The sequence below is a fragment of the Bradyrhizobium ferriligni genome (genome assembly GCF_056837965.1).
On record NZ_JBXEJO010000012.1, the window covers coordinates 109,456 to 132,474 of the forward strand.

25 protein-coding genes are annotated in these 23,019 nt (G+C 61.6%); 19 read left to right on the plus strand and 6 right to left on the minus strand.

All coding sequences use genetic code 11. The features are described 5' to 3' along the window. The first annotated feature begins 259 nt into the window (after window positions 1-259). From AC1VNY_RS09625 to AC1VNY_RS09635, 3 genes are read left to right on the plus strand one after another with little or no spacing between them, the layout of a single operon-like run. On the plus strand, window positions 260-1,435 hold the full coding sequence (locus AC1VNY_RS09625; protein ID WP_482404980.1) for an acyl-CoA dehydrogenase family protein: 1,176 nt from the start codon (window positions 260-262) through the stop codon (window positions 1,433-1,435). A gap of 10 nt (window positions 1,436-1,445) precedes the next feature. After that, window positions 1,446-2,000 carry a flavin reductase family protein gene (locus tag AC1VNY_RS09630; protein WP_482404955.1) on the plus strand — a complete coding sequence of 185 codons (555 nt, stop codon included), beginning with the start codon at window positions 1,446-1,448 and terminating at the stop codon, window positions 1,998-2,000. Beyond that, complete coding sequence (locus AC1VNY_RS09635) at window positions 1,997-2,683, plus strand: TetR/AcrR family transcriptional regulator (RefSeq protein ID WP_018272811.1); 687 nt, start codon at window positions 1,997-1,999, stop codon at window positions 2,681-2,683. Before AC1VNY_RS09630 ends, AC1VNY_RS09635 begins: the two co-directional genes overlap by 4 nt. Window positions 2,684-2,689: 6 nt before the next feature. On the opposite strand, the gene AC1VNY_RS09640 is transcribed toward AC1VNY_RS09635, so the two are convergent. Both AC1VNY_RS09640 and AC1VNY_RS09645 read right to left on the minus strand, forming a co-directional pair. Continuing rightward, window positions 2,690-3,565 (minus strand): polysaccharide deacetylase family protein, encoded by an 876-nt coding sequence (locus tag AC1VNY_RS09640; RefSeq protein WP_482404956.1) that lies wholly within the window; start codon window positions 3,563-3,565, stop codon window positions 2,690-2,692. A 12-nt stretch (window positions 3,566-3,577) separates the two neighbouring features. Beyond that, window positions 3,578-4,675 carry an LLM class flavin-dependent oxidoreductase gene (locus AC1VNY_RS09645; RefSeq protein WP_482404957.1) on the minus strand — a complete coding sequence of 366 codons (1,098 nt, stop codon included), beginning with the start codon at window positions 4,673-4,675 and terminating at the stop codon, window positions 3,578-3,580. A 169-nt stretch (window positions 4,676-4,844) separates the two neighbouring features. On the opposite strand from AC1VNY_RS09645, the gene AC1VNY_RS09650 reads away from it, so the two are divergent. The 8 genes from AC1VNY_RS09650 (at window position 4,845) to AC1VNY_RS09685 (ending at window position 13,325) form a co-directional block, all read left to right on the plus strand. Beyond that, on the plus strand, window positions 4,845-5,726 hold the full coding sequence (locus AC1VNY_RS09650; protein WP_482404958.1) for an FAD binding domain-containing protein: 882 nt from the start codon (window positions 4,845-4,847) through the stop codon (window positions 5,724-5,726). Continuing rightward, window positions 5,723-6,208: a (2Fe-2S)-binding protein gene (locus tag AC1VNY_RS09655; RefSeq protein ID WP_482404959.1), complete on the plus strand. Its 486-nt coding sequence runs from the start codon at window positions 5,723-5,725 to the stop codon at window positions 6,206-6,208. Before AC1VNY_RS09650 ends, AC1VNY_RS09655 begins: the two co-directional genes overlap by 4 nt. Next, window positions 6,205-8,595 carry a xanthine dehydrogenase family protein molybdopterin-binding subunit gene (locus AC1VNY_RS09660; protein ID WP_482404960.1) on the plus strand — a complete coding sequence of 797 codons (2,391 nt, stop codon included), beginning with the start codon at window positions 6,205-6,207 and terminating at the stop codon, window positions 8,593-8,595. The genes AC1VNY_RS09655 and AC1VNY_RS09660 overlap by 4 nt, the downstream gene beginning before the upstream one ends. 67 nt (window positions 8,596-8,662) lie before the next feature. Continuing rightward, on the plus strand, window positions 8,663-9,916 hold the full coding sequence (locus AC1VNY_RS09665; RefSeq protein ID WP_482404961.1) for an ABC transporter substrate-binding protein: 1,254 nt from the start codon (window positions 8,663-8,665) through the stop codon (window positions 9,914-9,916). Window positions 9,917-9,969: 53 nt separating this feature from the next. Then, window positions 9,970-10,854: a branched-chain amino acid ABC transporter permease gene (locus AC1VNY_RS09670; protein WP_482404962.1), complete on the plus strand. Its 885-nt coding sequence runs from the start codon at window positions 9,970-9,972 to the stop codon at window positions 10,852-10,854. Between the two features lie 9 nt (window positions 10,855-10,863). Beyond that, window positions 10,864-11,850 carry a branched-chain amino acid ABC transporter permease gene (locus tag AC1VNY_RS09675; RefSeq protein WP_212056230.1) on the plus strand — a complete coding sequence of 329 codons (987 nt, stop codon included), beginning with the start codon at window positions 10,864-10,866 and terminating at the stop codon, window positions 11,848-11,850. Beyond that, window positions 11,847-12,617: an ABC transporter ATP-binding protein gene (locus AC1VNY_RS09680; RefSeq protein WP_482404963.1), complete on the plus strand. Its 771-nt coding sequence runs from the start codon at window positions 11,847-11,849 to the stop codon at window positions 12,615-12,617. Before AC1VNY_RS09675 ends, AC1VNY_RS09680 begins: the two co-directional genes overlap by 4 nt. A 3-nt stretch (window positions 12,618-12,620) precedes the next feature. Further along, window positions 12,621-13,325 carry an ABC transporter ATP-binding protein gene (locus tag AC1VNY_RS09685; RefSeq protein WP_482404964.1) on the plus strand — a complete coding sequence of 235 codons (705 nt, stop codon included), beginning with the start codon at window positions 12,621-12,623 and terminating at the stop codon, window positions 13,323-13,325. Window positions 13,326-13,361: 36 nt separating this feature from the next. Here AC1VNY_RS09685 and AC1VNY_RS09690 read toward each other — a convergent pair whose 3' ends face one another. Next, the gene (locus AC1VNY_RS09690; RefSeq protein ID WP_482404965.1) at window positions 13,362-14,375 is read right to left on the minus strand and encodes a zinc-dependent alcohol dehydrogenase; all 1,014 of its coding nucleotides are present in this window, start codon (window positions 14,373-14,375) and stop codon (window positions 13,362-13,364) included. Window positions 14,376-14,705: 330 nt separating this feature from the next. Between AC1VNY_RS09690 and AC1VNY_RS09695 the strand changes: the two genes are divergently transcribed. From AC1VNY_RS09695 to AC1VNY_RS09715, 5 genes are read left to right on the plus strand one after another with little or no spacing between them, the layout of a single operon-like run. After that, window positions 14,706-15,713: an ABC transporter substrate-binding protein gene (locus tag AC1VNY_RS09695; protein WP_482404966.1), complete on the plus strand. Its 1,008-nt coding sequence runs from the start codon at window positions 14,706-14,708 to the stop codon at window positions 15,711-15,713. A gap of 38 nt (window positions 15,714-15,751) precedes the next feature. Beyond that, window positions 15,752-16,567, plus strand: coding sequence for an ABC transporter permease (locus AC1VNY_RS09700; protein WP_482404967.1), 816 nt, complete (start codon window positions 15,752-15,754; stop codon window positions 16,565-16,567). A gap of 4 nt (window positions 16,568-16,571) precedes the next feature. Then, the gene (locus AC1VNY_RS09705; RefSeq protein ID WP_482404968.1) at window positions 16,572-17,357 is read left to right on the plus strand and encodes an ABC transporter permease; all 786 of its coding nucleotides are present in this window, start codon (window positions 16,572-16,574) and stop codon (window positions 17,355-17,357) included. Beyond that, the gene (locus tag AC1VNY_RS09710) at window positions 17,354-18,418 is read left to right on the plus strand and encodes an ABC transporter ATP-binding protein (RefSeq protein ID WP_482404969.1); all 1,065 of its coding nucleotides are present in this window, start codon (window positions 17,354-17,356) and stop codon (window positions 18,416-18,418) included. The genes AC1VNY_RS09705 and AC1VNY_RS09710 overlap by 4 nt, the downstream gene beginning before the upstream one ends. Window positions 18,419-18,421: 3 nt before the next feature. Continuing rightward, entirely contained in the window at window positions 18,422-19,258 is an 837-nt protein-coding gene (locus tag AC1VNY_RS09715; RefSeq protein WP_482404970.1) for a phosphodiesterase, read from the plus strand. A gap of 218 nt (window positions 19,259-19,476) precedes the next feature. Here AC1VNY_RS09715 and AC1VNY_RS09720 read toward each other — a convergent pair whose 3' ends face one another. Continuing rightward, window positions 19,477-19,629, minus strand: coding sequence for a hypothetical protein (locus AC1VNY_RS09720; protein ID WP_375763317.1), 153 nt, complete (start codon window positions 19,627-19,629; stop codon window positions 19,477-19,479). On the opposite strand from AC1VNY_RS09720, the gene AC1VNY_RS09725 reads away from it, so the two are divergent. Beyond that, window positions 19,619-20,290 (plus strand): Crp/Fnr family transcriptional regulator, encoded by a 672-nt coding sequence (locus AC1VNY_RS09725; protein ID WP_482404971.1) that lies wholly within the window; start codon window positions 19,619-19,621, stop codon window positions 20,288-20,290. The genes AC1VNY_RS09720 and AC1VNY_RS09725 overlap by 11 nt on opposite strands. Window positions 20,291-20,410: 120 nt before the next feature. Next, the gene (locus tag AC1VNY_RS09730) at window positions 20,411-20,692 is read left to right on the plus strand and encodes a hypothetical protein (protein WP_482404972.1); all 282 of its coding nucleotides are present in this window, start codon (window positions 20,411-20,413) and stop codon (window positions 20,690-20,692) included. 61 nt (window positions 20,693-20,753) lie between these two features. On the opposite strand, the gene AC1VNY_RS09735 is transcribed toward AC1VNY_RS09730, so the two are convergent. After that, window positions 20,754-21,848 carry an amidohydrolase family protein gene (locus tag AC1VNY_RS09735; protein WP_482404973.1) on the minus strand — a complete coding sequence of 365 codons (1,095 nt, stop codon included), beginning with the start codon at window positions 21,846-21,848 and terminating at the stop codon, window positions 20,754-20,756. A 674-nt stretch (window positions 21,849-22,522) separates the two neighbouring features. Between AC1VNY_RS09735 and AC1VNY_RS09740 the strand changes: the two genes are divergently transcribed. After that, window positions 22,523-22,726: a hypothetical protein gene (locus AC1VNY_RS09740; protein ID WP_482404974.1), complete on the plus strand. Its 204-nt coding sequence runs from the start codon at window positions 22,523-22,525 to the stop codon at window positions 22,724-22,726. A 19-nt stretch (window positions 22,727-22,745) separates the two neighbouring features. Here AC1VNY_RS09740 and AC1VNY_RS09745 read toward each other — a convergent pair. Beyond that, a partial coding sequence (locus tag AC1VNY_RS09745; protein ID WP_482404975.1) for a hypothetical protein occupies window positions 22,746-23,019 on the minus strand: 274 nt, incomplete at its 5' end.

Sequence of the window (23,019 nt, forward strand, 5' to 3'; positions counted from 1 at the left end):
GCCACGGGAGTGCTAGAATGGCCAGTCCAGCGCGAACGACGCATCGATCGAAGCGTTCTCTCAAAATGGGCGCTCGGCAGCAGTCGCGGATCCTGAGCGCTGAATTCGCGAAATGCAGGCTTGCGCGTCTTGGTGATCGGTCGATAAACTGAGTTGACGGCTCGATCGCACGTGCAAATGTCTTGGAGATCGAACGAAGGAAGAGACCATGGTTGAGGTTGACCGCGGGCTCGACACGAAGCTACAGCCAGGCCCGGATATGGATCGTTATTCGGTCATGGTCGCACGAGCCAAGGCGCTTGTTCCGGCCTTGCGCGAACGGGCATCACGGACCGAAGAGCTGCGCCGATTGCCGCCGGAGACCGAGCGGGATTTGCTCGATAGCGGCCTTTTCCGGATCCTGCAGCCCAAGCGCGTCGGAGGCAGCGAGCTCGACTATGTTGCGCTGGTCGACTGCGCCGATGCCCTCGGGCAGGGAGACGCCTCGGTCTCCTGGAATTTTGCCAACCTTGCAAGTCACCACTGGATGCTGGGTATGTTCGCGCCCGAAGCGCAGAACGCGGTATGGGGAGAGGATCCGGATGCGCTGATCGCGTCTTCCTTTGTCTTCCCGGCAGGTCGTGCGAGGAAGGCCGGCGGCGGATATGTTCTGAGTGGTCATTGGCCTTTTTCGTCCGGGGTGGAATCCTGCGGATGGAACATGCTCGCGAGCGTGGTCGCCTCGGATGATGAGGCCGATGGTGTCGAGTATCGGCTATTCCTGTTGAACAGGCGGGACTACAGCATCGACGATACCTGGAATGCGGCTGGCTTGCGCGGGACGGGGTCGAACGACGTGCGGGTAACCGACGCATTCGTTCCCGAGCATATGACGGTTGCCGTCAGCGATCTTGCGGGAGGTGCGACGCCGGGCAGTGTCGTCAATCCGAATGCGCTCTACATGCTTCCGGTGTTTTCGTTGTTTCCCTATGTGTTGTCAGGGGTTGGTTTGGGAAATGCGCAGGCTTGCCTTGATGACTATGTCGAGATCGCGCGACACCGCGCTTCGACATATAACCGGGCCAAGATCGGGGACCTGCAAAGCACACAGATCAAGATCGCCGAGGCGTCCGCGAAGATAGATGCCGCGCGGCTGATCATGCGCACGAACTGCGTTGAGGCGCTTGCGGAGGTCCGGCGTGGCGATATCCCGGGCATTGCAGCGAAGACGAAGCTCCGGCGCGACGGCGCGTTCGCGGTCAATTTGTGCACCGAGGCGGTGTCTCTTCTATTTGCGGCGGGTGGCGCACGCAGCCTGTTCACTTCGGGAGCGTTGCAGCGCCAATTCCGCGACGCCCATGCGGTGAATTCGCATCTCGCGTTCAATTTCGATGCGGCGGGCACCAATTACGGGCGGGTGGCTCTCGGGCTGCCGTCTGAAAACCTGACGCTTTGAGGTTAGCCGGATGTCCGACTCACCCAAACATCCGCTGGATCCCGCCAGTGAGCTCGCAAGCGATAGTTCGGCGATCGACCCCCGTGATTTCCGCAATGCGCTCGGTACGTTCGCAACAGGTGTGACGATAGTCACCGCGATGTCGGCTGAAGGACGGCCGTATGGCATTACCTGTAATTCCTTTGCATCGGTGTCGCTCAACCCGCCACTGGTGTTGTGGAGCCTGGGCATGTTTTCGCAGGGACTGCCGATCTTCCAGAATGCCAGCCATTTTACGGTCAACGTTCTAGATGCGTCGCAACAGGCGCTAGCGATGCAGTTTGCCAGATCGTCGGGTGACAAGTTCGCGGGTGTGAGCTGGACGCCGGGTCTCGGGAATGCTCCCGTGCTTGCCGATGTGGTCGCGAATTTCCAATGCCGTGCCGCCAACCGTTACTATGGCGGGGATCACGTCATTTTCCTGGGCGCGGTGGAAGCCTACGCCTATAACCGGAACGGTCCGCTGTTGTTCGCGCGCGGAGGTTTTGGCCAGTTTTTGGCTGACGGTGGTGACAAGACATCATGAATCGAAAGACGCCCGTCAAGCGCGTTCGTGCCAAGCAGAGGCGACTATCAGCTGTCGATCGTCGCAGCGAATTCGTTACCAAGGCAACCGAGCTGTTTGCGGAGGAGGGATTTGGCGGCGGCACGCGTGCCCTTGCCCACAAGCTCGGCGTGACGCAGCCGCTGCTTTACCGCTACTTTCCGAGCAAGGACGATCTCATCAAGGAGGTCTACCGCAAGGTATATCTCGAACCCCTTGAAATCGGCTGGGAGAAGTTGCTCTCGGACCGTTCGCGTCCGCTCCGCGTGCGGCTTCAGGAATTTTACGAAATCTATACCGACGCGATCTTCAACCGAAGATGGCTCCGGATCTATCTCTACTCCGGCCTCAAGGGCCTCGATATCAATCGCTGGTATGTCGGCATGGTCAAGGACAAGATCCTGACGCGCATTCTCAGGGAATGCCGCCACGACGCCGGCCTCGCGACGCAAGGCAGGCCCAGCGCCGCAGAACTCGAACTGGCCTGGGTGTTTCACGGCGGTATCTTCTATTATGGCGTACGCAAGTACATCTACGAGGCACCTGTCCTCGAGGACAAGGCGCAGATGATCAGTGACGCGCTGGATATCTTCCTCGCAGGATTTGAGAGGATGGCCGAGAGTGCGACCGATCGTCGACGGGCGCCGATCAAGGTCGTCGGCTGAGTCCCGCTACATTGTCGCCATCTGACCCCGATACCAATCTCCGATCTCGCTTGCCGTCATGAGGGCGACGCCGTCATGGCCGATGACGTAATCGAGCAGGGCCTCGAGGTACTTGATACGATGCGGTACACCCGTGATGTAGGGATGCACCGAGATGGCCATGATCCGCGCATTCTCTGCGCCCTCGAGGTACAGCCGATCGAACTGGTCAGTGCAGCGCGTCAGGAACTGTTCCGAAGGAAGGTGTTGCAGCGCGTGAATGACAATGTCGTTGGTCTCGACCGAATAGGGAATCGTCGTCACGGTGCCGTGCGGCGTGGCGATGTCCTGGGGGAGGTCGTCGATCACCCAATCGGCCACGTATTCGATCCCGTTGAGGCGCAGGAGATCGAGCGTTTCTTCGGTTTCGGTCAGGCCCGGGCTTTCCCATGATCGCGGCTGTTTGCCGGTAAATCCAGCAATCGTGTCGACCGCGCGCTTGATCGCGTCCGCCTGGTTCTCGACCTTGTGCATCGGGCCCTGCACAAACCCATGTCCCATGAATTCGAAGCCCGCCTCGCGCGCCGCCGACGCCACACGCGGATAGCTGTTGCAGACATTGGCGTTCGCAGCCAGCGTCACCGGTATCTTTCGATCGGTGAGAGCTTTGAACTGCCGCCAGAATCCGGCGCGCATGCCGTATTCGTGCCACGACCAGTTCGGCACGTCGGGCAGCAGGGGCTGCCCCATCGGTGGGCTCAGCACGGTGCGCGGCATCGCATTCTCGATGCGCCATTCCTCGACATTAAGGATAACCCACACGGCAAGCTTCTTGCCGTCAGGCAATGTCAGTTTCGGTCGGTCGACCTGCGCCTGGTACGGAATGCGATCAGTAAAGGTCATGTCGAACCTCCTTCACGTCGATGCTCCGGCAGCGGTGGCATTGATCCGCGGCAGGACCTTCTCGGCCATCAGGATCATCGATTGACGGCCAAGCTCGCGATCTTTCCAGTCCTTGCCGGCGTAAAGCAGGGTTCCGAAGGTGCCAATCTCTTCCTGGAACGCCAGCAACTGGTCAGCCACGGTTTCGGGCGTGCCGTAGATGATCAATTTGTCGCAGATCGATTCCAGTGTAACCTCAGCGTCGGGTTGGTCCCGTCGCGTCTTGAACAACTCGAGCCGGCCACTGCGCTTCAGCTTCGTGAACAGCTGGTGATAATAGTACACGTAGGGACTATCGGGCGATGTCGCATACGCCTTCGCGGTTGCTGCATCCTTTGCCACGAACACGCTCTTGGCGACGCGCCAGTTGGCAGGCTCGGCTGCCCGGTTCACGCGCGCGCAACCCTCGACATATTTCGGCCAATGGCTCTTCACCCAGGCCGGCATCAGAAAGTTGGCCGAGATCGGATCCCAGCCGCGCGCCGCCGCCTCCGTGACGCCCTTTGAGAATGGCGCAACCGCGGTCACCACGATTGGCGGGTGAGGGGCCTGCAAGGGGCGAGCGACGATTCCCTGGCCGATGTCCTCAATCAGAGTCCTTTTGACCGAGACGTTCCAATATTTGCCCTGCAAATCATAGGGCGGCTTACCGGCCCAGATATCAAGAACCTGATTGATGGCCTCGAGGAACATGGCACTACGGTCGGCGTCGAGATTGCCGAAAACCTCTGCGTCGGACAGCAATCCACCAGGGCTGATTCCAAGTATGAAACGGCCGTCAAGCATGTGATCGAGCATCGCGACAGCCGCTGCGACTGCTGCCGGATGCGCGTTTGGCATGTTGATGGTGCCGGTTCCAAGCTTGATCTGCTTGGTTGCGGCTGCGAGCCAGGCAATGAAGGCGATGCTGGAGGTGATGTTCTCGGCCTTGTCGGTGACGTGCTCGCCGACATACGCCTCGGCGAACCCGAGCTCATCCGCGAGCAGAAAAGCCTCGCGATCCTCCCGTAGCGATTGTCGCCAATCCTTGTCGAGAGGATGGATCGGCATCGTAAAAAAACCGAGCTTCATGATCCGCCTCCCCGCGATTTGAGCTTTTGTTGGCAAGGAACCTGCGTCCTTCCCGACGCGAAGACAAGCCCTGCCGCACAAATAATCACTCGATAAACAAGCTTGACCTTTGAAGGGGGCGGCCCTCTAATCGGGCAAACCAAAATTGGGCCCGGGAGGCCACGCCCACATGAAAGCTGCGGCTTTCGCCTACGCCCGCGCGACCAGCGTCGTGAATGCGCTGGAGTTGCTCGCCATGCATGGCGACAAGGCGAAGGTTCTGTCGGGCGGTCAGAGCCTGATTCCGGCGATGAACCTGCGGCTCATGTCCCCGGACGTTCTGGTCGATATCGGCGGCCTCGCCGAGTTGCGCGGCATCACCGTGAGGGGAGACATGCTGGTGGTTGGCGCGCTGACCAGGCACGTCGATCTGCTCGGATCGCCGGAGGTTGCATTGCACGCGCGGCTGTTGCGCGATGCCGTTGCCCACGTTGCCCATCCCGCAATTCGCAATCGCGGAACGATCGGCGGTAGCCTCGCTCACGCCGATCCTGCCTCGGAGCTGCCGGCCTGTGTTGTGGCGCTTGACGCCACCATCGTTGTTCGGGGCTCGGCCGGCGAGCGCCGGATTGCTGCGACTGAGTTTTTCAGGGGAATCTACGAAACAGCTCTGCTGCCGGACGAGTTGCTTGTCGCGGTCGAAGTGCCGGTCGCGGGCCAAGGCTCGACATTTTTCTTTCAGGAGTATGCCCGGCGGCATGGCGACTACGCTGTTGTTGGCCTCGCCGCCCGTGCGGTAGTTGCGGCCGGCAGGTTCTCAGCTCTTCGGCTCGGCTTCTTTGCTGTTGGCGATCGGCCGTTGCTCGCGGCGGCCGCCGGCAAACTGATCGATGCCCCGGTAACTACCGCCTTGCTCGCGGAGGCGGCGACCGCACTGGCCGATGAACTCGATCCACAGGAGGACCAGCAGGCGACCGCGGCCATGCGTCGACACCTCGCGACGGTCTTGCTCCGGCGCTGCGTGGCAGCACTGCTGGCACGGCCAGAACTGGAAACGGGAGTCGGCAAGTGAACGCTCCGGTGCCGGTCTCGCTTCTGGTCAACGGCGAACCCGTCGACGCATTCGTTTTGCCGCGGCTCAATCTTGCCGATTTCCTCCGGGAAAATCTCAAGCTGACCGGAACCCACGTTGGGTGCGAGCACGGCGTTTGCGGTGCCTGCACAGTCCGGCTCGATGGCGAGATCGTTCGCTCCTGTCTGATGCTGACGCTCCAGGCGCAGGGCGCGTCAGTTGAGACAATCGAGGGGCTGTCTGACAGCGGTGAAATAGCCGATCTTCAGGCGGCATTTCGCGAACGCAACGCATTGCAGTGTGGCTATTGCACGCCTGGGATGCTGATAACGGCACAGGACTTGTTGAAGCATGTGTCCGTGCCTGATCGTCGAGCGATCCGCGAGCATCTTTCCGGCAATTATTGCCGCTGCACAGGCTATCAGGCCATCGTGGATGCGGTGGAGGCGACGGCAAAGACGCGCGCGGAGCGGGGCGTATGACGGTGACGCGGGCGCCAGCAGACACGCTTTCGGTGCTTGATCGCCCGAATTCCTATATCGGCAAGACCGTGCCGCGGCCGAACCTCGACAGGTTGCTGCAGGGGCGCGGCCAATATGTCAGTGATCTCGAACTGCCGCGGATGGCGCATGTGGTTTTTCTACGGTCGCCACATGCCCACGCCAAAATCGCAGCGATCAACGCCGACGCGGCGACGCGGATGCCGGGTGTCATTTCCATCGTCACGGGCCGTGAACTTGAAGCGGTCATCACGCCGTGGGTCGGGGTGCTCTCGCACCTGAAGGGACTGAAGTCAGCGCCGCAGCACGCGATCGCGGTCGACCGCGTGTGCTGGCAGGGCGAGGCCGTTGCAGCGATTGTGGCGACCAGCCGTGCTGCGGCCGAAGATGCCATGGAGCATATTTCAGTCGACTACGAGGAGCTCGAGGCGGTCACGGACATGCGTGCTGCGCTCGATCCGGCAGCTCCCGTCATTCATGCTGCGCTCGGCGACAATCTTGCCTTTGAGCGGACGCTCGACGCCGGCGACGTCGACCATGCATTGTCGGGGTCCGAACTCGTCGAGGCCGACTTCGTATTCGGGCGGCACACCGGCGTGACGCTTGAACCGCGGGCCGTCGTTGCCGATTGGAATGCGGCCGAGGCACGGCTCACGATCTATCAGGGCACGCAGGCGCCCCATATGGTGCAGAACATCGCAGCCCTGCATCTTGGGTTAAGGGAAGCGCAGGTCCGGGTGGTCTGCAAGGATGTCGGCGGCTCGTTCGGCATCAAGGTCCATATCTATGCCGACGAAATGGCGACCTACGCGCTGTCCAAGCTGTTGCGCCGGCCGGTCAAGTTCGTGGCCGACCGCGTCGAGAGTTTCAACACGGACATCCACGCCCGCGATCATCGGTGCAGGGGGCGGATCGGCGTCAGGCCGGACGGTACGATCACGGCCTTCGAGATCGACGATCTGACGGGGATCGGCCCGTATTCGATGTATCCGCGCACCAGCGCCATCGAGGCCAATCAGGTGGTCAATCTGGTCGGCGGGCCCTATGCAACGGCGAACTATCGGGCGCGGGCGCGCGTCGTCTTCCAGAACAAGAACGTGATGTGCCAGTACCGGGCGGTCGGACACCCGATCGCCTGTTCGGTCACCGAGGGCCTGGTCGATCTGGCGGCAGCGAAGATCGGCATGGACCCCGTCGAAATCCGGCGGCGCAATCTGATCGCCGACGATGCCTATCCGTGTGCGTCACCCTCGGGCATGAAGTTCGAGCAGCTCTCGCATCAAGCCTCGTTGACCAAGCTGCTTCAGATGATGGATTACGACGCGTTGCGCGCTGAGCAAGCGGCCTTGCGCACCAGAAACGTCCATCGAGGCATCGGAATCGCGAGCTTCATCGAGGTGACCAATCCCAGCGCTGCGTTTTACGGCGTGGGCGGCGCGAAAATCTCATCGCAGGACGGCGTTGCGGTCCGGCTCGACGCGCAAGGGTCGGTGATCTGCCAGACCAGCATCACGGAACAGGGGCAAGGGTCAGAATCGCTGACGGCCCAGATCGTCGGCAGCGTGCTTGGCGTTTCGATGGAGCGCGTTCGCGTCATCCTGGGCGACACCGACAACACGCCCTATGGCGGTGGCACCTGGGCCTCGCGCGGTGCCGGCATCGGCGGCGAAGCTGCATTACAGGCAGCCAAGGCCCTGCGAGAGAATATTCTGAATGTCGCTGCGGCCATTCTGCAATCGACGCCGGCCGAGCTCGATATCGTCGACAACGGTATCGTCAACACTGCCGACGGCGCGCCGCGCATCGAACTGCACGAGCTTGCGCGGATCGTCTATTTTCGACCGGACACCCTGCCGCCGGGCATCCAGCCCGAATTGATGGCGACCCGGCATTTCGTTCCACGCCAATATCCCTTTGCGTTCACCAACGGCGTTCAGGCCTCATGGCTTGAGGTCGATACCGAGACCGGGTTCGTTCAGCTGCTGAAGCATTGGGTTGTCGAAGACTGCGGCACCATCATCAACCCGCAACTGGTCGACGAGCAGATCCGGGGCGGGGTCGTGCAGGGGCTCGGCGCGGCGCTGTTCGAGAAGTGCATCTACGACGAACGCGGTCAGCTGACCAATGCCAATATGGCGGACTATCTGGTCCCGATGTCCGGCGAGATGCCCGATATCGAGGTCGGTCACGTGGTGTCTCCGACGCAGGAATCGGAGCTGGGAGCCAAAGGGGCAGGGGAGGCGGGGACGGCCGGCGCGGCAGCGGCGGTGGCCAACGCAGTCAATGACGCGCTCCGGCCGTTTGGCGCAACAATTACCGAGATTCCTCTCACGCCTCAGGTTATCCTGACCGCCTTGGGACGGATCTGAGCGGAGACGTTCCGGGCAACGATAATACGATAAGCAAAACGCAGACAGTTCTTGGGGAGGAATAGTCATGACGAAGAAGGTCACCAAAGCTGGATCGATATCACGGCGTCGTCTGCTGACGACGGCAAGCGCCGGCGCCGTTCTCGCCGTCTCGCCTTTTCGCATCAATCTGCTTCAGGCCCAGGAAGCGCCGATCAAGATCGGCTTCCCGGTTCCTTTGACCGGTCCATACGGCGCCGAGGCCCAGGACCAGGTGCGGGCGGGCCAGCTTGCTGTCGCCCAGTTCAATGATGCCGGCGGTCTCAACGGCCGCAAGGCCGAGCTCGTGGTGCGCGACGACAAGCTGAATCCCGGTGAGGCGGCGACGCGAACCCTGGAATTGGTCGAGAAGGAGAAGGTGAATTTCGTCGTCGGCAGTCTGTCCGCGGCGGTTCAGCTCGCGATCAACAACGTCACCAAGGAGCGCGGCGTCATCTTCAATTCGATCAGCCAGTCCGACGCCATCAACGAGGCGGCAGATTTCAGCAAATACACGTTCCACGAAGCGCTGAACCCGCACATGACGTCAGGGGCGGTCGGTCGCTACGCCTTCACCAAATTCGGCAAGAAGGTTGCGTTTCTCACGGCGGACTATGCTTACGGTCACGAGATGGTTCGCGGCTTTCTCGAGGTCGGCAAGCAATTCAACATCGAGAATCTCGGTGACATTCGCCATCCGCTCGGGACGACTGATTTCTCGACCCTGCTGCCGCGTCTCCAGGCGCTGAAGCCCGATATTCTCTGTATCAGCAATTTCGGCCGGGATCAGCAAATCGCACTGAAACAGGCAACCGACTTCGGCATCAAGAAATCAATCCAGATCATCGCGCCGCTGCTGTCGCATGCCAGCCGCGTTGCGGCGGGCCCTCAGGCATTCGAAGGCGTCGTCGGCGGCTGCTCGTTCTATTGGGGCATCGAGGACAAGTTCGCCTCGACCAAGGCGTTCAACGACGCGTTCCGCAAGATGTATGACGGCAAGTTGCCTACCGACTACGGCGCGCTCGGCTATGGCGGTGTTCGGACGGTGCTCGAGGCGGTCAAGGGCGCGGGCAGCGTGGAGACCGACAAGGTCGTCGCGGCGTTGGTGGCTCTGAAATACGACTACTACAAGGGGCCGCAATACTATCGCAAATGCGATCACCAGTCGGTGCAATCGGTGCTCGTGATCAAGTCGAAGTCCAAGGACATGAAGAACGAGTCAGATGTGTTCGAGGTTCTATCGACCGAAGAGCCTGACGAGAAGAACCTGCGTAGCTGCGACGCGCTTGGCCACAAGAGCTGAGCCATGCGCCGGCGCGCACCGCGGGGCGGTGCGCGTCGTGCTGAGGGGGACAAATGGCGGGCCTGAGCTTTGACCTGATTGCACTGCAACTATTCGCCGGGCTGGCGCTCGGCGCGATCTATGTGCTGTTTGCGATCGGCCTCTCGCTGATCTTCGGGATGTTGACCGTCGTCAACTTCGCCCATGGCGCCTTCTACATGGTCGGCGCCTATGTCGGGCTGTACCTGATCTCGATCGGCGGCAATTTCTGGCTCTGCTTGCTGGCGGTACCGCTTCTGATCGGGCTGTTCGGCCTTGCCGTCGAGCGCGTGCTGATCCGGCCGCTCTACGGCCGCGGCATTGATTATCCGCTGCTGCTGACCTTCGGGCTGAGCTACGTCATGGTCGAATGCGTGCGCATTGCCTTCGGCAAGACCGGTTATCCCTTCGATACGCCCGAGCTTCTGCAGGGGGCTGTCAACATCGGTGTCGGATATTTTCCGCTCTACCGCCTGTTCGTGATCGGCGCGACGGCCGTCGTCTTGTTGGCGCTCTGGCTGTTCCTGGAAAAAACCAGCTTCGGACTCATTATCCGCGCCGGCGCGCGCGATCCGCAAATCGCCCGCGTCCTTGGGGTCGACGTTTCCAAGGTCTGGTTGATTGTGTTCGGGATAGGCACCGCGATTGCGGGCTTTGCCGGGCTGCTGGCTGCCCCGCTTCAAGGCGTCATTCCCGAGATGGGCGGCACGATTCTCGCCGAGGCTTTCGTGGTGACGGTCGTAGGAGGCATGGGTTCGATCGGTGGCGCCGTACTCGCTGGCCTCCTCGTCGGTGTGGTGGTCAGCATGACTTCGCTGTTTGCACCCGAGATGGCCAAGGTTTCGATCTTTGCCCTGATGGCGATCGTCCTGATCGTCCGTCCCCAGGGTTTCTTCGGCCGCGCCGGATTGATGAGCTGAGAGCCAGGGATGACCGGAGCCACCGAATCCATCAAACAGCCTCGTGCCACGACGGGCAGTTGGTACGAATTCGCAACGCGGCATCGCGCCAGCATTGTGGCCGCGGTGATCCTGATTTTTCCGTTGGTGATGCCGTTCACGGCCCTCGCGGTGAACATCCTGATCTATGGATTGTACGCCGTTGGCTTCAACCTCGTCTTTGGTTATCTAGGTCTGCTGTCGTTTGGTCACGCGGCGCTGTTCGGAACCGGTGCCTACCTCTGTGGCATCGCCATCGTGCATTTTGGCTGGCCGTGGTATGCGGCCATCGCGGCCGGGATCGCCGGCGGCCTGTTGATGGCATCGTTGATTGGCGTACTCGCGATCAGGACCCGCGGTATCTACTTCGCGATGGTGACGATGGCGCTGTCGCAATGTATCTACTACCTCTTCTATCAGGCGGTTGATCTGACCGGTGGCGAAAACGGCCTCCGCGGCATCAACGTCCGCACCATCGATCTGTTCGGCTTGCGGCTCGACTTCATCAATCCGATGATCCGTTACTATGTCATCGCGGCTTTCGTGATTGCCGCTTTTTTCGTGATGTCGCGCATTCTTGCCTCGCCATTTGGCGCCGTCATTGAGGCCGTGCGGGAGAATGAGATGCGCGCCCGCGCGTCGGGCTATGACGTCACCAAGACCCGATTGCTGACCTTCGTTTTGTCTGGCGGCTTCTGCGGTCTCGCGGGAGCCTTGCAGGCCTTGCATCTGTCGATCGTTCCGATCGAGATACTGCACTACGAGACGTCGGGCCTGGTCGTGATGATCGCATTGCTGGGCGGTATGGGAACGTTCTTCGGGCCGATGATCGGCGCTGCCGTCTTCCTGGTCCTGGAGAACGTGGTATCGGTGTGGACGGTCCACTGGCAACTGATCGTTGGCGCCATTTTCATTGCATGCGTGCTGTTCTTCCCCGCCGGCATCTGGGGCACACTGATCGCGCGAGGCAGGCGATGAGCGCCGCGGAAGGCCAAACCAAAGAAATCATTCTGCGCACCAGGGGCGTCGGCAAGACGTTCGGGAAGTTTGTCGCGCTGAACAATATCTCGGCGGACTTTTCCAGAGGAGCGATCACCTCCATTATTGGTCCGAACGGGGCCGGTAAGAGCACCTATTTCAATTTGCTGTGCGGTGCGTTTTCGCCCACCAAAGGCAGCGTTGAATTCGAGGGCAGGGATGTCACCGGCCTGCCGCAGCACCGCTTTGCGCATATGGGGATCGCAAAGTCCTTTCAGATCACCAGCGTGTTTCCGCAGCTGACGACCCGTGAAAACATCCGCGTCGGTCTGCAGGCGCTGGTGTCGAGATACGACATCTGGCGTCCCCGCGCGCGGCTGACCGAGCTGGTCGAGCGGGCGGACGAACTGCTTGCCCTGGTCGGATTGTGGGAATCTCGCGAACGTGCCGCCAAGACTCTGGCCCATGGCGAGCAGCGGGCGCTGGAAATCGGCATGGCGCTTGCCAGCCAACCCCGGTTGTTGTTGCTGGACGAGCCGACGGCCGGCATGAGCCCGGAGGAAACCCGGACCATGATGGATCTGATCGTGAAGCTCGCAAAGGAGCGTACGGTCATCCTCGTCGAGCACAAGATGAAGCTGGTGCTCGGGATCAGCGATCGCATCCTCGTGCTGCACCACGGAGAACTTCTCGCCGAGGGAACGCCGCAGGAGGTCCGGCAGAACGAGGCGGTGAAGCGGGTCTATCTCGGCCAGCGGGAGCATTGACAAATGCTGCTGATCAGCAAGCTCAATGCCTGGTACGGCGCAAGTCACGCGCTGCAGGACGTCACGCTCGAGGTGACCAAAGGCGAGATCGTTTGCCTGATCGGTCGCAATGGAGCCGGCAAGACGACGACGCTGAAATCGATCATGGGGTTGTTGGGACGAACGCGCGGCTCGGTGACCTTCAAGGGCGAGGAGCTGCTGAGCCAGCCGGCGCATGTGCGCTTCGCGCTCGGACTTGCCTATGTTCCCGAAGAGCGGCGCATTGTACAGGGATTGTCGGTCCGGGAAAATTTGCGGCTCGGGCTGGTGGCGTCGCCGGCCAAGAAGCGGGAAGCCGAGCTGATCGACGAGATCGCAGGAGTATTCCCACGGCTGGCCGAGCGCATGGACCAGGAGGCGGTCACGATGTCCGGCGGCGAGCAGCAAATGCTGGCGATCGCGCGGGCGATGATCGCAAAGCCCGACCTGATCATGCTGGATGAGCCTTCAGAGGGCATCATGCCGGTCCTGGTCGACGAGATGTTCGAGCTATTCCGCAACATGAAGGCGCAGGGAACGACGGTGCTGCTGGTCGAGCAGAACGTCGAGCTCGCGCTTGGCATCGCCGATCGTGCCTACGTCCTTGATCAGGGAGCGGTGGTGCACCAGGCGTCGGCGCAGGCCCTGCTGGCCGACGACGAGATCAAGGAACGATATTGTTCGGTGTGAGCGGGCTTCCCGGTCTCCCGCCGGCGCGAACGGACATTACTCCGCAGCGCGCGCGATCGCGTCGGCCTTGGGAGTGGTGACGACGACCTTGATCGCGTCATCCACGCGATCCCGCGCATATCTGAGCGCCGTCGGCAGGTCGGCCAGCGGAAACGTATGCGTGTGGATTCGTGTCGCGTCGAACCGCTTCGCTGCCATCAATTCCATGGCACGGCGAGTGGCGCTGCGGCCCTCGCCGCGGATTCCGTAAGCGTAGATGTTGTTTCGCACAAGATGCGCGATGTCCAGCGTCGCGGCCTCGTGCGGGAAGGCGGCCAGACAGATCTTGCCGCCACGATTGGTCATGTGAATGGCCTGGTTGAGTGTCGCTTCGGTGCCGGCACATTCGACGACATAGTCCGCGCCGATCCCCCCTGTTAGTTGCTTCACGACCGCAACGGCGTCTTCGTCGTTGATGTTGATGACGCGGTCGGCCCCCAGTTCCTGGCCGATCGCCAGCCGCTTGTTGCGCGTGCCGGTCAGAATCACCGGGCTTGCGCCAAGCGCCTTGGCCACGGCAACTGCGAGAAGTCCGATCGGCCCCGGGCCGATCACCACGACGCTCTCGCCGGCCACCAATCCCCCCAATTCCGTCAAGCCGTACATCGACGTGCCCGCGGTCACCACGAGCGTCGCCTCCGCGTCGCTCATGCTATCCGGTACGCGCGCCAGCGTATTGATGTGGTTGACTGCGTACTCCGCGAATCCGCCGTCGGTCGTAAAGCCGTTGGCGCGGTGGCCCTTCTCCGGCTTTCCATAGTTGAGGCATGACGTGTACATGCCCTGGCGGCAGCGTTTGCATTGGCCGCAGCCGGCGTGGATTTCGACGCTGACCCGCTCGCCGATCCTGAATTCGTCAACGTCCGGCCCGAGTGCGGCGACCGTGCCCATGTACTCGTGGCCCGGCGTAAAGTTCTTGTTGAAGGGCAGGCCGCCCTCAATGCTTGCCGGCGACCCGGCATGGATAATTTCGAGATCGGTGGCGCAGATCGCAACCGCGTCGATGCGCACCAGCACCTCGGCACGCGAGGGGACCGGCGTCGGCTTTTCGCGAAGCAGGAGCTGATCGGGGTCACCAAGGACCCAGGCTGTCATCAGGTCTGGGACGGGGAGATCGGGCGATGTCTTGACGCCGGGCGGTTGGTACATGGGCTTCCTCTTTTGGCCGGCAGCCTAGCGCGAAACCAGTGGTTGCCGCGAGCACCCGATGGTCGGCATCGGGGCCGTTGCATTTGCTGCACGGCAGCGAGCGCGTCGCAAAACATTCATACGCGGCCTATACTTGGTCGCCCGGTTGATGTTGAAATCCTCATTGCATCCTCTCCCACACCGGAGCCTCCCATGAAGACCGTCCGCCTTGTCCTTGCGTTGCTGGCGCTGACGCTGATCGCGCCGTGGCAATCCGCCAAGGCGGCCGACGTGATCTGCTATAATTGTCCGCCGGAATGGGCGGATTGGGCGTCGATGCTGAAGGCGATCAAGGCGGACCTCAACTTCGATATCCCGCATGACAACAAGAATTCCGGTCAGGCGCTGGCCCAGATCCTGGCCGAGAAGAGCAATCCGGTCGGCGATATCGGCTATTTCGGCGTGACCTTCGGCATGAAGGCCAAGGCCCAGGATGCGCTCGAGCCCTACAAGCCGGCGCATTGGGATCAGGTCCCGGCCGGCCTCAAGGACCCCGATGGCTACTGGACCACGATCCACTCCGGCACGCTCGGCCTGTTCGTGAACAAGGATGCGCTTGGCGGCAAGCCGGTGCCTGCCTGCTGGAAGGATCTCCTGAAGCCCGACTACAAGGGGATGGTCGGCTATCTCGACCCGTCGTCGGCGGCGGTCGGTTATGTCGGCGCGGTCGCCGTCAATCTGGCGCTCGGCGGCTCGCCAGGCAACTTCGATCCGGCGATCAGCTTCTTCAAGGAGCTGCGCAAGAACGACCCGATCGTACCCAAGCAGACGTCGTACGCCCGCGTCGTCTCCGGTGAGATGCCGATCCTGTTCGATTACGACTTCAATGCCTATCGCGCGAAGTACTCGGAGAAGGGCAACTTCGAGTTTGTGATTCCCTGCGAGGGGTCGGTGGTGTTTCCCTATGTCGTTGGTCTCGTGAAGAACGCGCCCGACAAGGAGAAGGCCAAGAAGGTGATGGACTATCTCTTGTCCGACAAGGGGCAGGCGATCTGGACCAATGCCTATCTGCGTCCGGCCCGCCCGATTGAACTGCCGGCTTCCGTGAAGGGGAAATTTCTCCCCGACAGCGACTATGCTCGTGCCAAGAGCGTCGACTGGGGCGAGATGGAAAACGTGCAAAAAGCCTTCGTCGACCGCTATCTCGCCGAGGTTCGCTGAGGCAATATGGTGCCCTTCGCCGGGGCACCATTCTTCCGATGTCGCAAAAATCCTTCGTTTGGCTCTGCCTGCTGCCGCTCGCGGTCGTGACCACGGCATTCTTCCTGCTGCCGATGGCACGGCTGGTGGTCGCGGGTGCCGAAGGACCGCACGGTCTCGCCGGATATCTCGCCATCCTGACCGAAGCCCGCTATCGCGCGACGCTGATCAATACCGTGCTCCTCGCCGCGGCAACGACGGTCGTGACGCTGATCGTGGCGACGATTGCCGGAATGTTTCTGCAGCGGCACCGCTTTTTCGGGCGGGCCGTGCTGATCGCGATGCTGACATTTCCGCTGGCGTTTCCCGGCGTGGTGGTCGGTTTCATGATCATTCTACTGGCGGGGCGGCAGGGGCTGATCGGCGATCTGTCGAACCGGATCTTCGGCGAGAAGTTCGTCTTCGCCTATTCGATCTACGGGTTGTTCCTCGGCTATCTCTACTTCTCGATCCCGCGCGTGATCCTCACCATCATGGCGGCCGTGCAAAAGCTCGACGTCGGGCTGGAAGAGGCCGCGCGTTCGCTCGGCGCCAGCCCCTGGGCGGTGCAGCGCGACGTCGTGCTGCCCGCGCTGGCGCCAGCCTTCGTTGCGTCCGGTGCGATCGCATTTGCGACGGCGATGGGGGCCTTCGGGACTGCGTTTACGCTGGCAACGAATATCGACGTGCTGCCGATGCTGATCTATACCGAGTTCACGCTGGCCGCCAATTTCGCGACCTCGGCCGCGCTGTCGGTGGGACTTGGCCTGATCACCTGGCTCATCCTCGCGCTCGCCCGCTCGTTCAGCGGCAGCGCGGTCGCGGCGGCCGGGTGAACGCATGCGCGATCGCTTGGTCTTTACCGGCCAGTTCATCTTCACGCTGCTCGTTGCCGCCTTCCTGGTGGTTCCCGCAGGGCTGTCGATCTCCGCCGGCGTGACCGTCAATTACTTCCGGGGCATCCAGTCCGGCGTGACCCTGCAATGGGTCGCGCAGGTCTGGGAACTCTATGCCGGCACCATCCTGCTCTCCTTCGTGATCGCATTCGCGACCCTTGCCGTCACGCTGCTCGTCGGCGTTCCCGCAGCCTATGCGCTGCATGCGCGGGGAGGCCGGCTAGCGCGCATCGTCGAGGAGATCATCACGTTGCCTTTGGCGATCCCAGGGCTTGCGATTGCGCTTGCACTGCTGCTCGCCTATGGCAGTTTCGGCGACTTTCGCCGCTCCTGGCTGTTCATCCTGGTCGGCCATGTGATCTTCACCATGCCGTTCATGGTGCGGTCGGTCATGGCGGTGTTCGCGACCGCGGACATCAAGACGCTGGATGAGGGGGCGGCCTCGCTCGGGGCGTCGCCATGGCGGCGCTTCCGCGATGTCATCGTGCCGAACGCACTGCCGGGAATTCTCGCCGGCGCGCTGATGGTGGTCACGCTGTCGCTCGGCGAATTCAACCTGACCTGGATGCTGCATACGCCGTTGACGAAGACACTGCCGATCGGGCTCGCCGACAGCTACGCCTCGATGCGGCTCGAAGTGGCGTCGGCCTATACGCTGATCTTCTTCGTGATGATCATTCCGCTGCTGGTCGCGATGCAGCTGCTGGCCGACAGGGATCACAAGCGATGAGTACGGCCGGGCATGGCGCAGCGGTGCGGATCGAGGCGTGCGGCAAGACCTTTGCCGACGGCACGCGCGCGCTCGACCCTGCAACCCTCGACATTGCGCGTGGCGAGACGCTGGTGCTGCTTGGGCCGTCCGGCTGCGGCAAGACCACGATGCTGCGCATCATCGCAGGACTCGAGCTGCCGGATGTCGGCGGCAAGGTCCTGTTCGACGGCAAGGACATGACTTCGGTCCCGATCGAGCGGCGCAATGTCGGGATGGTGTTCCAATCCTACGCCCTGTTCCCCAACATGACGGTGGCGGACAATATCGCCTACGGGCTGAAGATCCGCGGTGTTGCCAGGGGCGAGCGTGCCGCACGGGTGGCCGAACTGGTTGCTCTGACGAACATCACGGGATTGGAGAATCGCCGCATCGACCAGCTTTCGGGCGGCCAACGTCAGCGCGTCGCACTGGCGCGCGCTGTCGCGATCCGGCCCGGCATCTTGCTGCTCGACGAGCCCTTGACCGCGCTCGACGCCGCGCTGCGGGACCGGCTGCGCAGTGAGCTCAACCGGCTATTGCGCGCGCTTGGGATCACGACGATCTATGTCACCCACGATCAGGCCGAAGCCATGGAATTGGGCGACCGGATTGTCGTGATGCGGAAAGGCGCAATCGCGCAGATCGGCACGCCGCGCGAGGTCTACTTCGCGCCGAAGGACCGGTTTGTGGCGGAGTTCATCGGAGCGGCGAACATTGTGGAAGCTCCGGTCGAGAACGGCGTATTGATCCTGCCCGGCGGGCGACTGCCGATCGAGGGTGGAGCGACGACCGCGAACGCGACCGTCATGATCCGCCCCGAAATCATTCGCGTGACGGAGGCGGGCGCGGGTTTGCTCTCGGGAATCGTCGATTCCGTCAGCTTCATCGGCGACCGGCAGCGGCTCGTCGTGAGCGGTGCATCGAGCAAGCCGCTCAATGTCGACGCTCCCAACACGATTCAAGCCAGGATCGGCGATCGTGTCGGACTTTCGATTGCGCCCGACGCTGTTCGTCTGCTTCCCTCCGAACCACGAGATTGATCGATGCCGTCGAAACCGGTCCTTATCGCCCAGATTTCCGACCTCCACATCAAGCCTCCGGGAGCGTTGGCCTATGGCCGGGTCGATACCGCGAAGGCGCTTGAACGCTGCGTCGCCGCGCTCAGCGCATTCGAGCCGGCGCCCGATTTCGTCGTCATCTCGGGCGACCTTGTCGATACGCCGTCGGTCGAGGAATACGACTATCTCAAGCGACTGCTCGCGCCGCTGCGCGTTCCGTTTGCCGGAATTCCCGGCAATCACGACTCGCGTGCGTGGATGCGCGGCGCGTTTCCGGCTGCACCCTATGCTCACGCGACAGGCCCGCTCGACCAGCAGATCGAGGTGAATGGCCTCGATCTGCTGCTGCTTGATTCAAGCGTTGCCGGGAAGCCTCACGGCATGCTCGAACCGTCGACGCTGCAATGGTTGGACGCGACACTGGCGGCAGCAGACCGGCCCGCGCTGCTTTTCCTGCATCACCCGCCGTTCAAGGGCGGCATCTGGCACATGGACCGTCAGGACCTTTTCAATGCCGCAGAGCTGGCAGCAATTGTCAGGCGTCACCCGCGGGTGCGTTTGATTGGCTGCGGGCACGTCCATCGTGCCATGCTGACCTCCTTCGCCGGGATTCCTGTGACATTGTGCCCCGCGCCGAACCATGCGGTCGACCTGGACCTCGGACAGCTCCGCGAACCATCGTTGAAGGTGGAACCGCCAGCATTTCACTTGCACACGTGGTTTCCGGGACCGGATTTTGGACACTTGGTCACGCACCAAGTCCCGATCGGTCAGTTTGACGGGCCGCATCCGTTCTTTGGGCCAGACGGCAAGCTGCTGTGAGCTGGCCGCGTTGACCCCTCGTACAGACGGGATCCTGCTAGGCGAGATCGTCGCGGATGGGCCGGGCATATCAGATCAAGGGCAGCGCGCAGCTGCAATTGAGCGTTGCATCGACGCAGATTTATTCCAAATTGTACCTTGGACGCCTTCTATCCCGTTGCGCCGGCTCGGACCTTTGTTGCTGTAGGGGCCCGGGGGGGCTATACTTCTGTCTGCTTTCATTGATCGATGGTATTGTCGGCGTCCGCTGTGCTGGCGGGCCGATTGAACGCAACACAATCAGTCTGGATCACGATGACCGGAGCGCCGCCCATAGAACGAACTTCCGGCGCGCCGTTGTTTTCGAACAACAAGCTGTCGGTGTTGCGCAAGCACCCCTATTTCGCCGATCTCGAGCCCGAGGCATTCGATCAGCTCTGCCGCTACGCCAAGCACACCACGCTGAAGCGGGGCACGACGATCTTTTCCAAGGGCGATCCAGGCACCAGCCTGATTGCGGTGATCTCGGGAACGGTCAAGATCAGCATCTCGTCGCCGGATGGTCGCAACGCGATTTTGAACCTGATCGAGGCCGGCGAGATATTCGGCGAGATCGCGCTGCTCGACGGCTTGTCGCGGACGGCCGATGCCACTGCAAACACTAATTGCGAGCTGTTCGTCATTGACCGGCGCGAGTTCATTCCATTCGTGCGCAGCCAGCCGACGCTTGCGATGAAGTTCATCGAGCTGCTTTGCGAAAGACTGCGCCGGACCAGCGATCAGGTCGAGCAGGTCATCCTGCAGAACCTGCCCGGCCGTCTGGCCAGCGCGCTGCTGCGCCTGAGCGACAAGCACAAGCCGCAGGGACGCACCATCTCGATCACCCAGCAGGAGATCAGCGAGATGGTCGGGATGACGCGCGAGAGCATCAACAAGCAGCTCCGGGCGTGGGCGATACGCGGTTGGGTCAGGCTCGAGCATGGCGCGATCGTCGTGCTGAAGCGCGAGACCCTCCAGGAGCTGGTCGACGCCGGGGCGAACGAGGGCGAGTAGTCGCGCCGGCTGCCCGGTCGGTCGCGCATGTCACGAAACGGTGAGCTGAACAAGGCCTGTGAAGCCATTCACATCGGCCTTGCGTGCGCTGCGGTAAGTGACGCGTCAGGGGAGCACAATATGGAGGAATCCATGCACAGCTCTTTCGACCAGCGACGGCAGGATCCACAGCACAATTACCAGAGCTTCAGCATCAAGCTTGTCGCGCTGCCGGTGCTTGTCGTCGTTGCGCTGATCGGGATGCTGGTCAGTCATCCGGCGGCGGTCAGATGGATATCGGACGCGGCACAAGCGGAGTTCGTCGGAACCGACGCCGTCTACACCGATCCGATGCCCAATATCGCGCAGGTGGCACCAACGGTGCGGCCGGGCAGCGAGATCCGGACGGTGAACGCCTACTGATCGTTGATGCCGTCGTCGCGCAAGGCGCGACGACAGCCGCTTGTCCAACAGCAAGCCGTCCTCACGCGGCTACTCCAAGCAGCTTTGCTGCGGTCCGCCCGAGAATATTGGCCTTGTCATCGTCGCTCAGCGACGACGAGGCGAAGATGTGGTCGACCGGTGCCAGTTGCCATGGATAGGGATAGTCGCTTCCCAACACGATCTGGCCGGCGCCGACCTGGGCGGCGAGGTGCCTGATCGCCTCCGGCGTGAAGATCAGAGAGTCGAAATAAATCTGTTTGAGATATTCCGCCGGCGCCTTCTGGAGCTTGATCTCCGGATTGCATCCCTTGGGTCCAACCAGACAGGCATGGTCCGAGCGGTCGGCATACGAGCCGAGATAACCGCCGCCATGTGCGGCGATGATTCTCAGTCCCGGGAAGCGATCGAGCGTGCCCTCGAAGATCAAATGGGAGAGTGCGATCGTGGTCTCGAGCGGATTGCCGATCGTGTTGCCAAGCCACCCATTGCCGGAGAGCCGCTTGTTGAGCTCGGGCACGCCCTGCGGATGGATGAACAGGGGGACACCGAGTTCCTCGGCCTTGGCCCAGACCGGATGAAACTTCGGATTTGAGAATTCGACGCCGTCGACGACACCGCCGATCGCCGCGCCCTTCAGCCCCTGCCTTTTCACAGCCGTCTCCAGCTCCTGCACCGCAAGGGCCGGTGCCTGCAGCGTCAGCGAGGCGAAAGCTGCGAACCGGTCGGGCTTCGAGGCACAGAGTTCGGCGAGCTTTTCATTCTGGATCTTCACGATCTGCGCGGCGAGGTCGCGGTCGCGGTCGTACCAGAACGGATTGATCGAAAGCACCTCCATGTCGACGGCCTGCGCGTCCATCGCAGCCAGCCGCTTGTCGATCTCGACAAAGGCCTCGGAGGCGCCGTTGACCGGCGGCAGTTGATATTTTCCGGCGTCCGCGCCGAGCAGCGCGCCCGCCTCGCGGAAATGGCAATGCGAGTGAATGTCGATCGTCTTGACACGTTTGCCGTTGATCGTGATTGGCAACTGCTGGCGCGATTGCTGCGCACTCGCGTTGTGGACGAGCCCGCAGCCGCAGAACACGATGCCTGCCGTCGCCGTTGCTCCCGCTTTGAGGAAATCCCGCCTTGTGGTCATAACGATCGCCTCCCTGGTGTTTTGTTATGGAGGGGGAGCCTAGGGATGCTGACTAGTGCTCGCAAGATCACACGCTGTGCGTGTCGCGCAATGTTGATCTGCTCAGACCGGCTTGATTCCCGCCTTTGCGATGATGCCGCGCCATTTCGGCACTTCGTCCGCAATACGCCTGCGCATGCCATCGGGCCATTTGCGGGCACCTCGAAGCCGTGGTGTAATGTATAGCGTTCAATCAGATCGGCAATGCGTTTGGCCGCGTTACCTTCGCTCGACCTCGATCTGGCCGCGAGCACAATAAACGCCGATATCACAACCACGGTTCAGCGGACCTAACGACACAAGTGAAGGCATCTGTTCATTGACGTCGTTTTTGCCAGCAGGACCGTAGATACCTACAAGCCGCGTGAAGTCAGCCGAATGTCTTGCGCGAGCGGATGCAGGTTTATTGACCATCGCCAGCCTATCGGAACTCAGCACTCGGGCACCGGATGAGTACGAAAGGCTCGCAATCCAACCAGCCAACATCCGATAGAGCTGGCGAGCATCAGGGCTAGCGATGAACTCCTCTTTGATTCGGCTTTGTTAGAGAAGAGGGGCGGCCTAAACTGAAGCTAGTACGGCCACGTCCAAGCAACAGAGCGTCCTCGCCGGGCGCAGGTTCAATGGGAGGGAAAATGAACCGAAACCTTGTGATCCTGAATGTGACTGGTTCGGAGACGATGTTGCGCTCCGACGGACATGCCGCCATTCTATTGGAGACGAAGGAAATGGGCCCGATCGCTTTCGAGGTGAACCTTCAAGCAATTGCCGCACTTCGTCGGCACTTGGCGCGAGCCGAAATACACATTCTGCAGAGCCAGAATCAGACCAAAAACTGATTATCTTCAGGAGACGTCACTAAACTAAGGTGGCTATCACAAGTTCATCTTTGAGGATTTGTGACCAAGGCTTCTCTAAGTAGTGGGTGCTGTAATCACTGTAGCTGGTTGCCGCGTCTAGATGTTTGTGAACCCTATCCCAAAGAACAGCACGAAGCTGGTCCGATTGAACCTCCTCCGAATGAGTGGACACCTGTAGTAGGCTCAAGGAGCCCGGAGGTGTCGAATGCCAGAACGTCAACGTCGATCGTTCACAGAGGACTACAAGCGCCAGGCCGTTGAACTGGCGGTCT

Excerpts from the sequence above, each read along its gene's own strand:
- AC1VNY_RS09740 (WP_482404974.1), top strand. The coding sequence starts at position 22,523 with ATGAACCGAAACCTTGTGATCCTGAATGTGACTGGTTCGGAGACGATG.
- AC1VNY_RS09645 (WP_482404957.1), bottom strand. The coding sequence starts at position 4,675 with ATGAAGCTCGGTTTTTTTACGATGCCGATCCATCCTCTCGACAAGGAT.
- AC1VNY_RS09640 (WP_482404956.1), bottom strand. The coding sequence starts at position 3,565 with ATGACCTTTACTGATCGCATTCCGTACCAGGCGCAGGTCGACCGACCG.
- AC1VNY_RS09715 (WP_482404970.1), top strand. The coding sequence starts at position 18,422 with ATGCCGTCGAAACCGGTCCTTATCGCCCAGATTTCCGACCTCCACATC.
- AC1VNY_RS09675 (WP_212056230.1), top strand. The coding sequence starts at position 10,864 with ATGACCGGAGCCACCGAATCCATCAAACAGCCTCGTGCCACGACGGGC.
- AC1VNY_RS09630 (WP_482404955.1), top strand. The coding sequence starts at position 1,446 with ATGTCCGACTCACCCAAACATCCGCTGGATCCCGCCAGTGAGCTCGCA.
- AC1VNY_RS09635 (WP_018272811.1), top strand. The coding sequence starts at position 1,997 with ATGAATCGAAAGACGCCCGTCAAGCGCGTTCGTGCCAAGCAGAGGCGA.
- AC1VNY_RS09665 (WP_482404961.1), top strand. The coding sequence starts at position 8,663 with ATGACGAAGAAGGTCACCAAAGCTGGATCGATATCACGGCGTCGTCTG.
- AC1VNY_RS09700 (WP_482404967.1), top strand. The coding sequence starts at position 15,752 with ATGTCGCAAAAATCCTTCGTTTGGCTCTGCCTGCTGCCGCTCGCGGTC.
- AC1VNY_RS09625 (WP_482404980.1), top strand. The coding sequence starts at position 260 with ATGGATCGTTATTCGGTCATGGTCGCACGAGCCAAGGCGCTTGTTCCG.
- AC1VNY_RS09670 (WP_482404962.1), top strand. The coding sequence starts at position 9,970 with ATGGCGGGCCTGAGCTTTGACCTGATTGCACTGCAACTATTCGCCGGG.
- AC1VNY_RS09705 (WP_482404968.1), top strand. The coding sequence starts at position 16,572 with ATGCGCGATCGCTTGGTCTTTACCGGCCAGTTCATCTTCACGCTGCTC.
- AC1VNY_RS09650 (WP_482404958.1), top strand. The coding sequence starts at position 4,845 with ATGAAAGCTGCGGCTTTCGCCTACGCCCGCGCGACCAGCGTCGTGAAT.
- AC1VNY_RS09710 (WP_482404969.1), top strand. The coding sequence starts at position 17,354 with ATGAGTACGGCCGGGCATGGCGCAGCGGTGCGGATCGAGGCGTGCGGC.
- AC1VNY_RS09685 (WP_482404964.1), top strand. The coding sequence starts at position 12,621 with ATGCTGCTGATCAGCAAGCTCAATGCCTGGTACGGCGCAAGTCACGCG.
- AC1VNY_RS09695 (WP_482404966.1), top strand. The coding sequence starts at position 14,706 with ATGAAGACCGTCCGCCTTGTCCTTGCGTTGCTGGCGCTGACGCTGATC.
- AC1VNY_RS09680 (WP_482404963.1), top strand. The coding sequence starts at position 11,847 with ATGAGCGCCGCGGAAGGCCAAACCAAAGAAATCATTCTGCGCACCAGG.
- AC1VNY_RS09660 (WP_482404960.1), top strand. The coding sequence starts at position 6,205 with ATGACGGTGACGCGGGCGCCAGCAGACACGCTTTCGGTGCTTGATCGC.
- AC1VNY_RS09730 (WP_482404972.1), top strand. The coding sequence starts at position 20,411 with ATGGAGGAATCCATGCACAGCTCTTTCGACCAGCGACGGCAGGATCCA.
- AC1VNY_RS09735 (WP_482404973.1), bottom strand. The coding sequence starts at position 21,848 with ATGACCACAAGGCGGGATTTCCTCAAAGCGGGAGCAACGGCGACGGCA.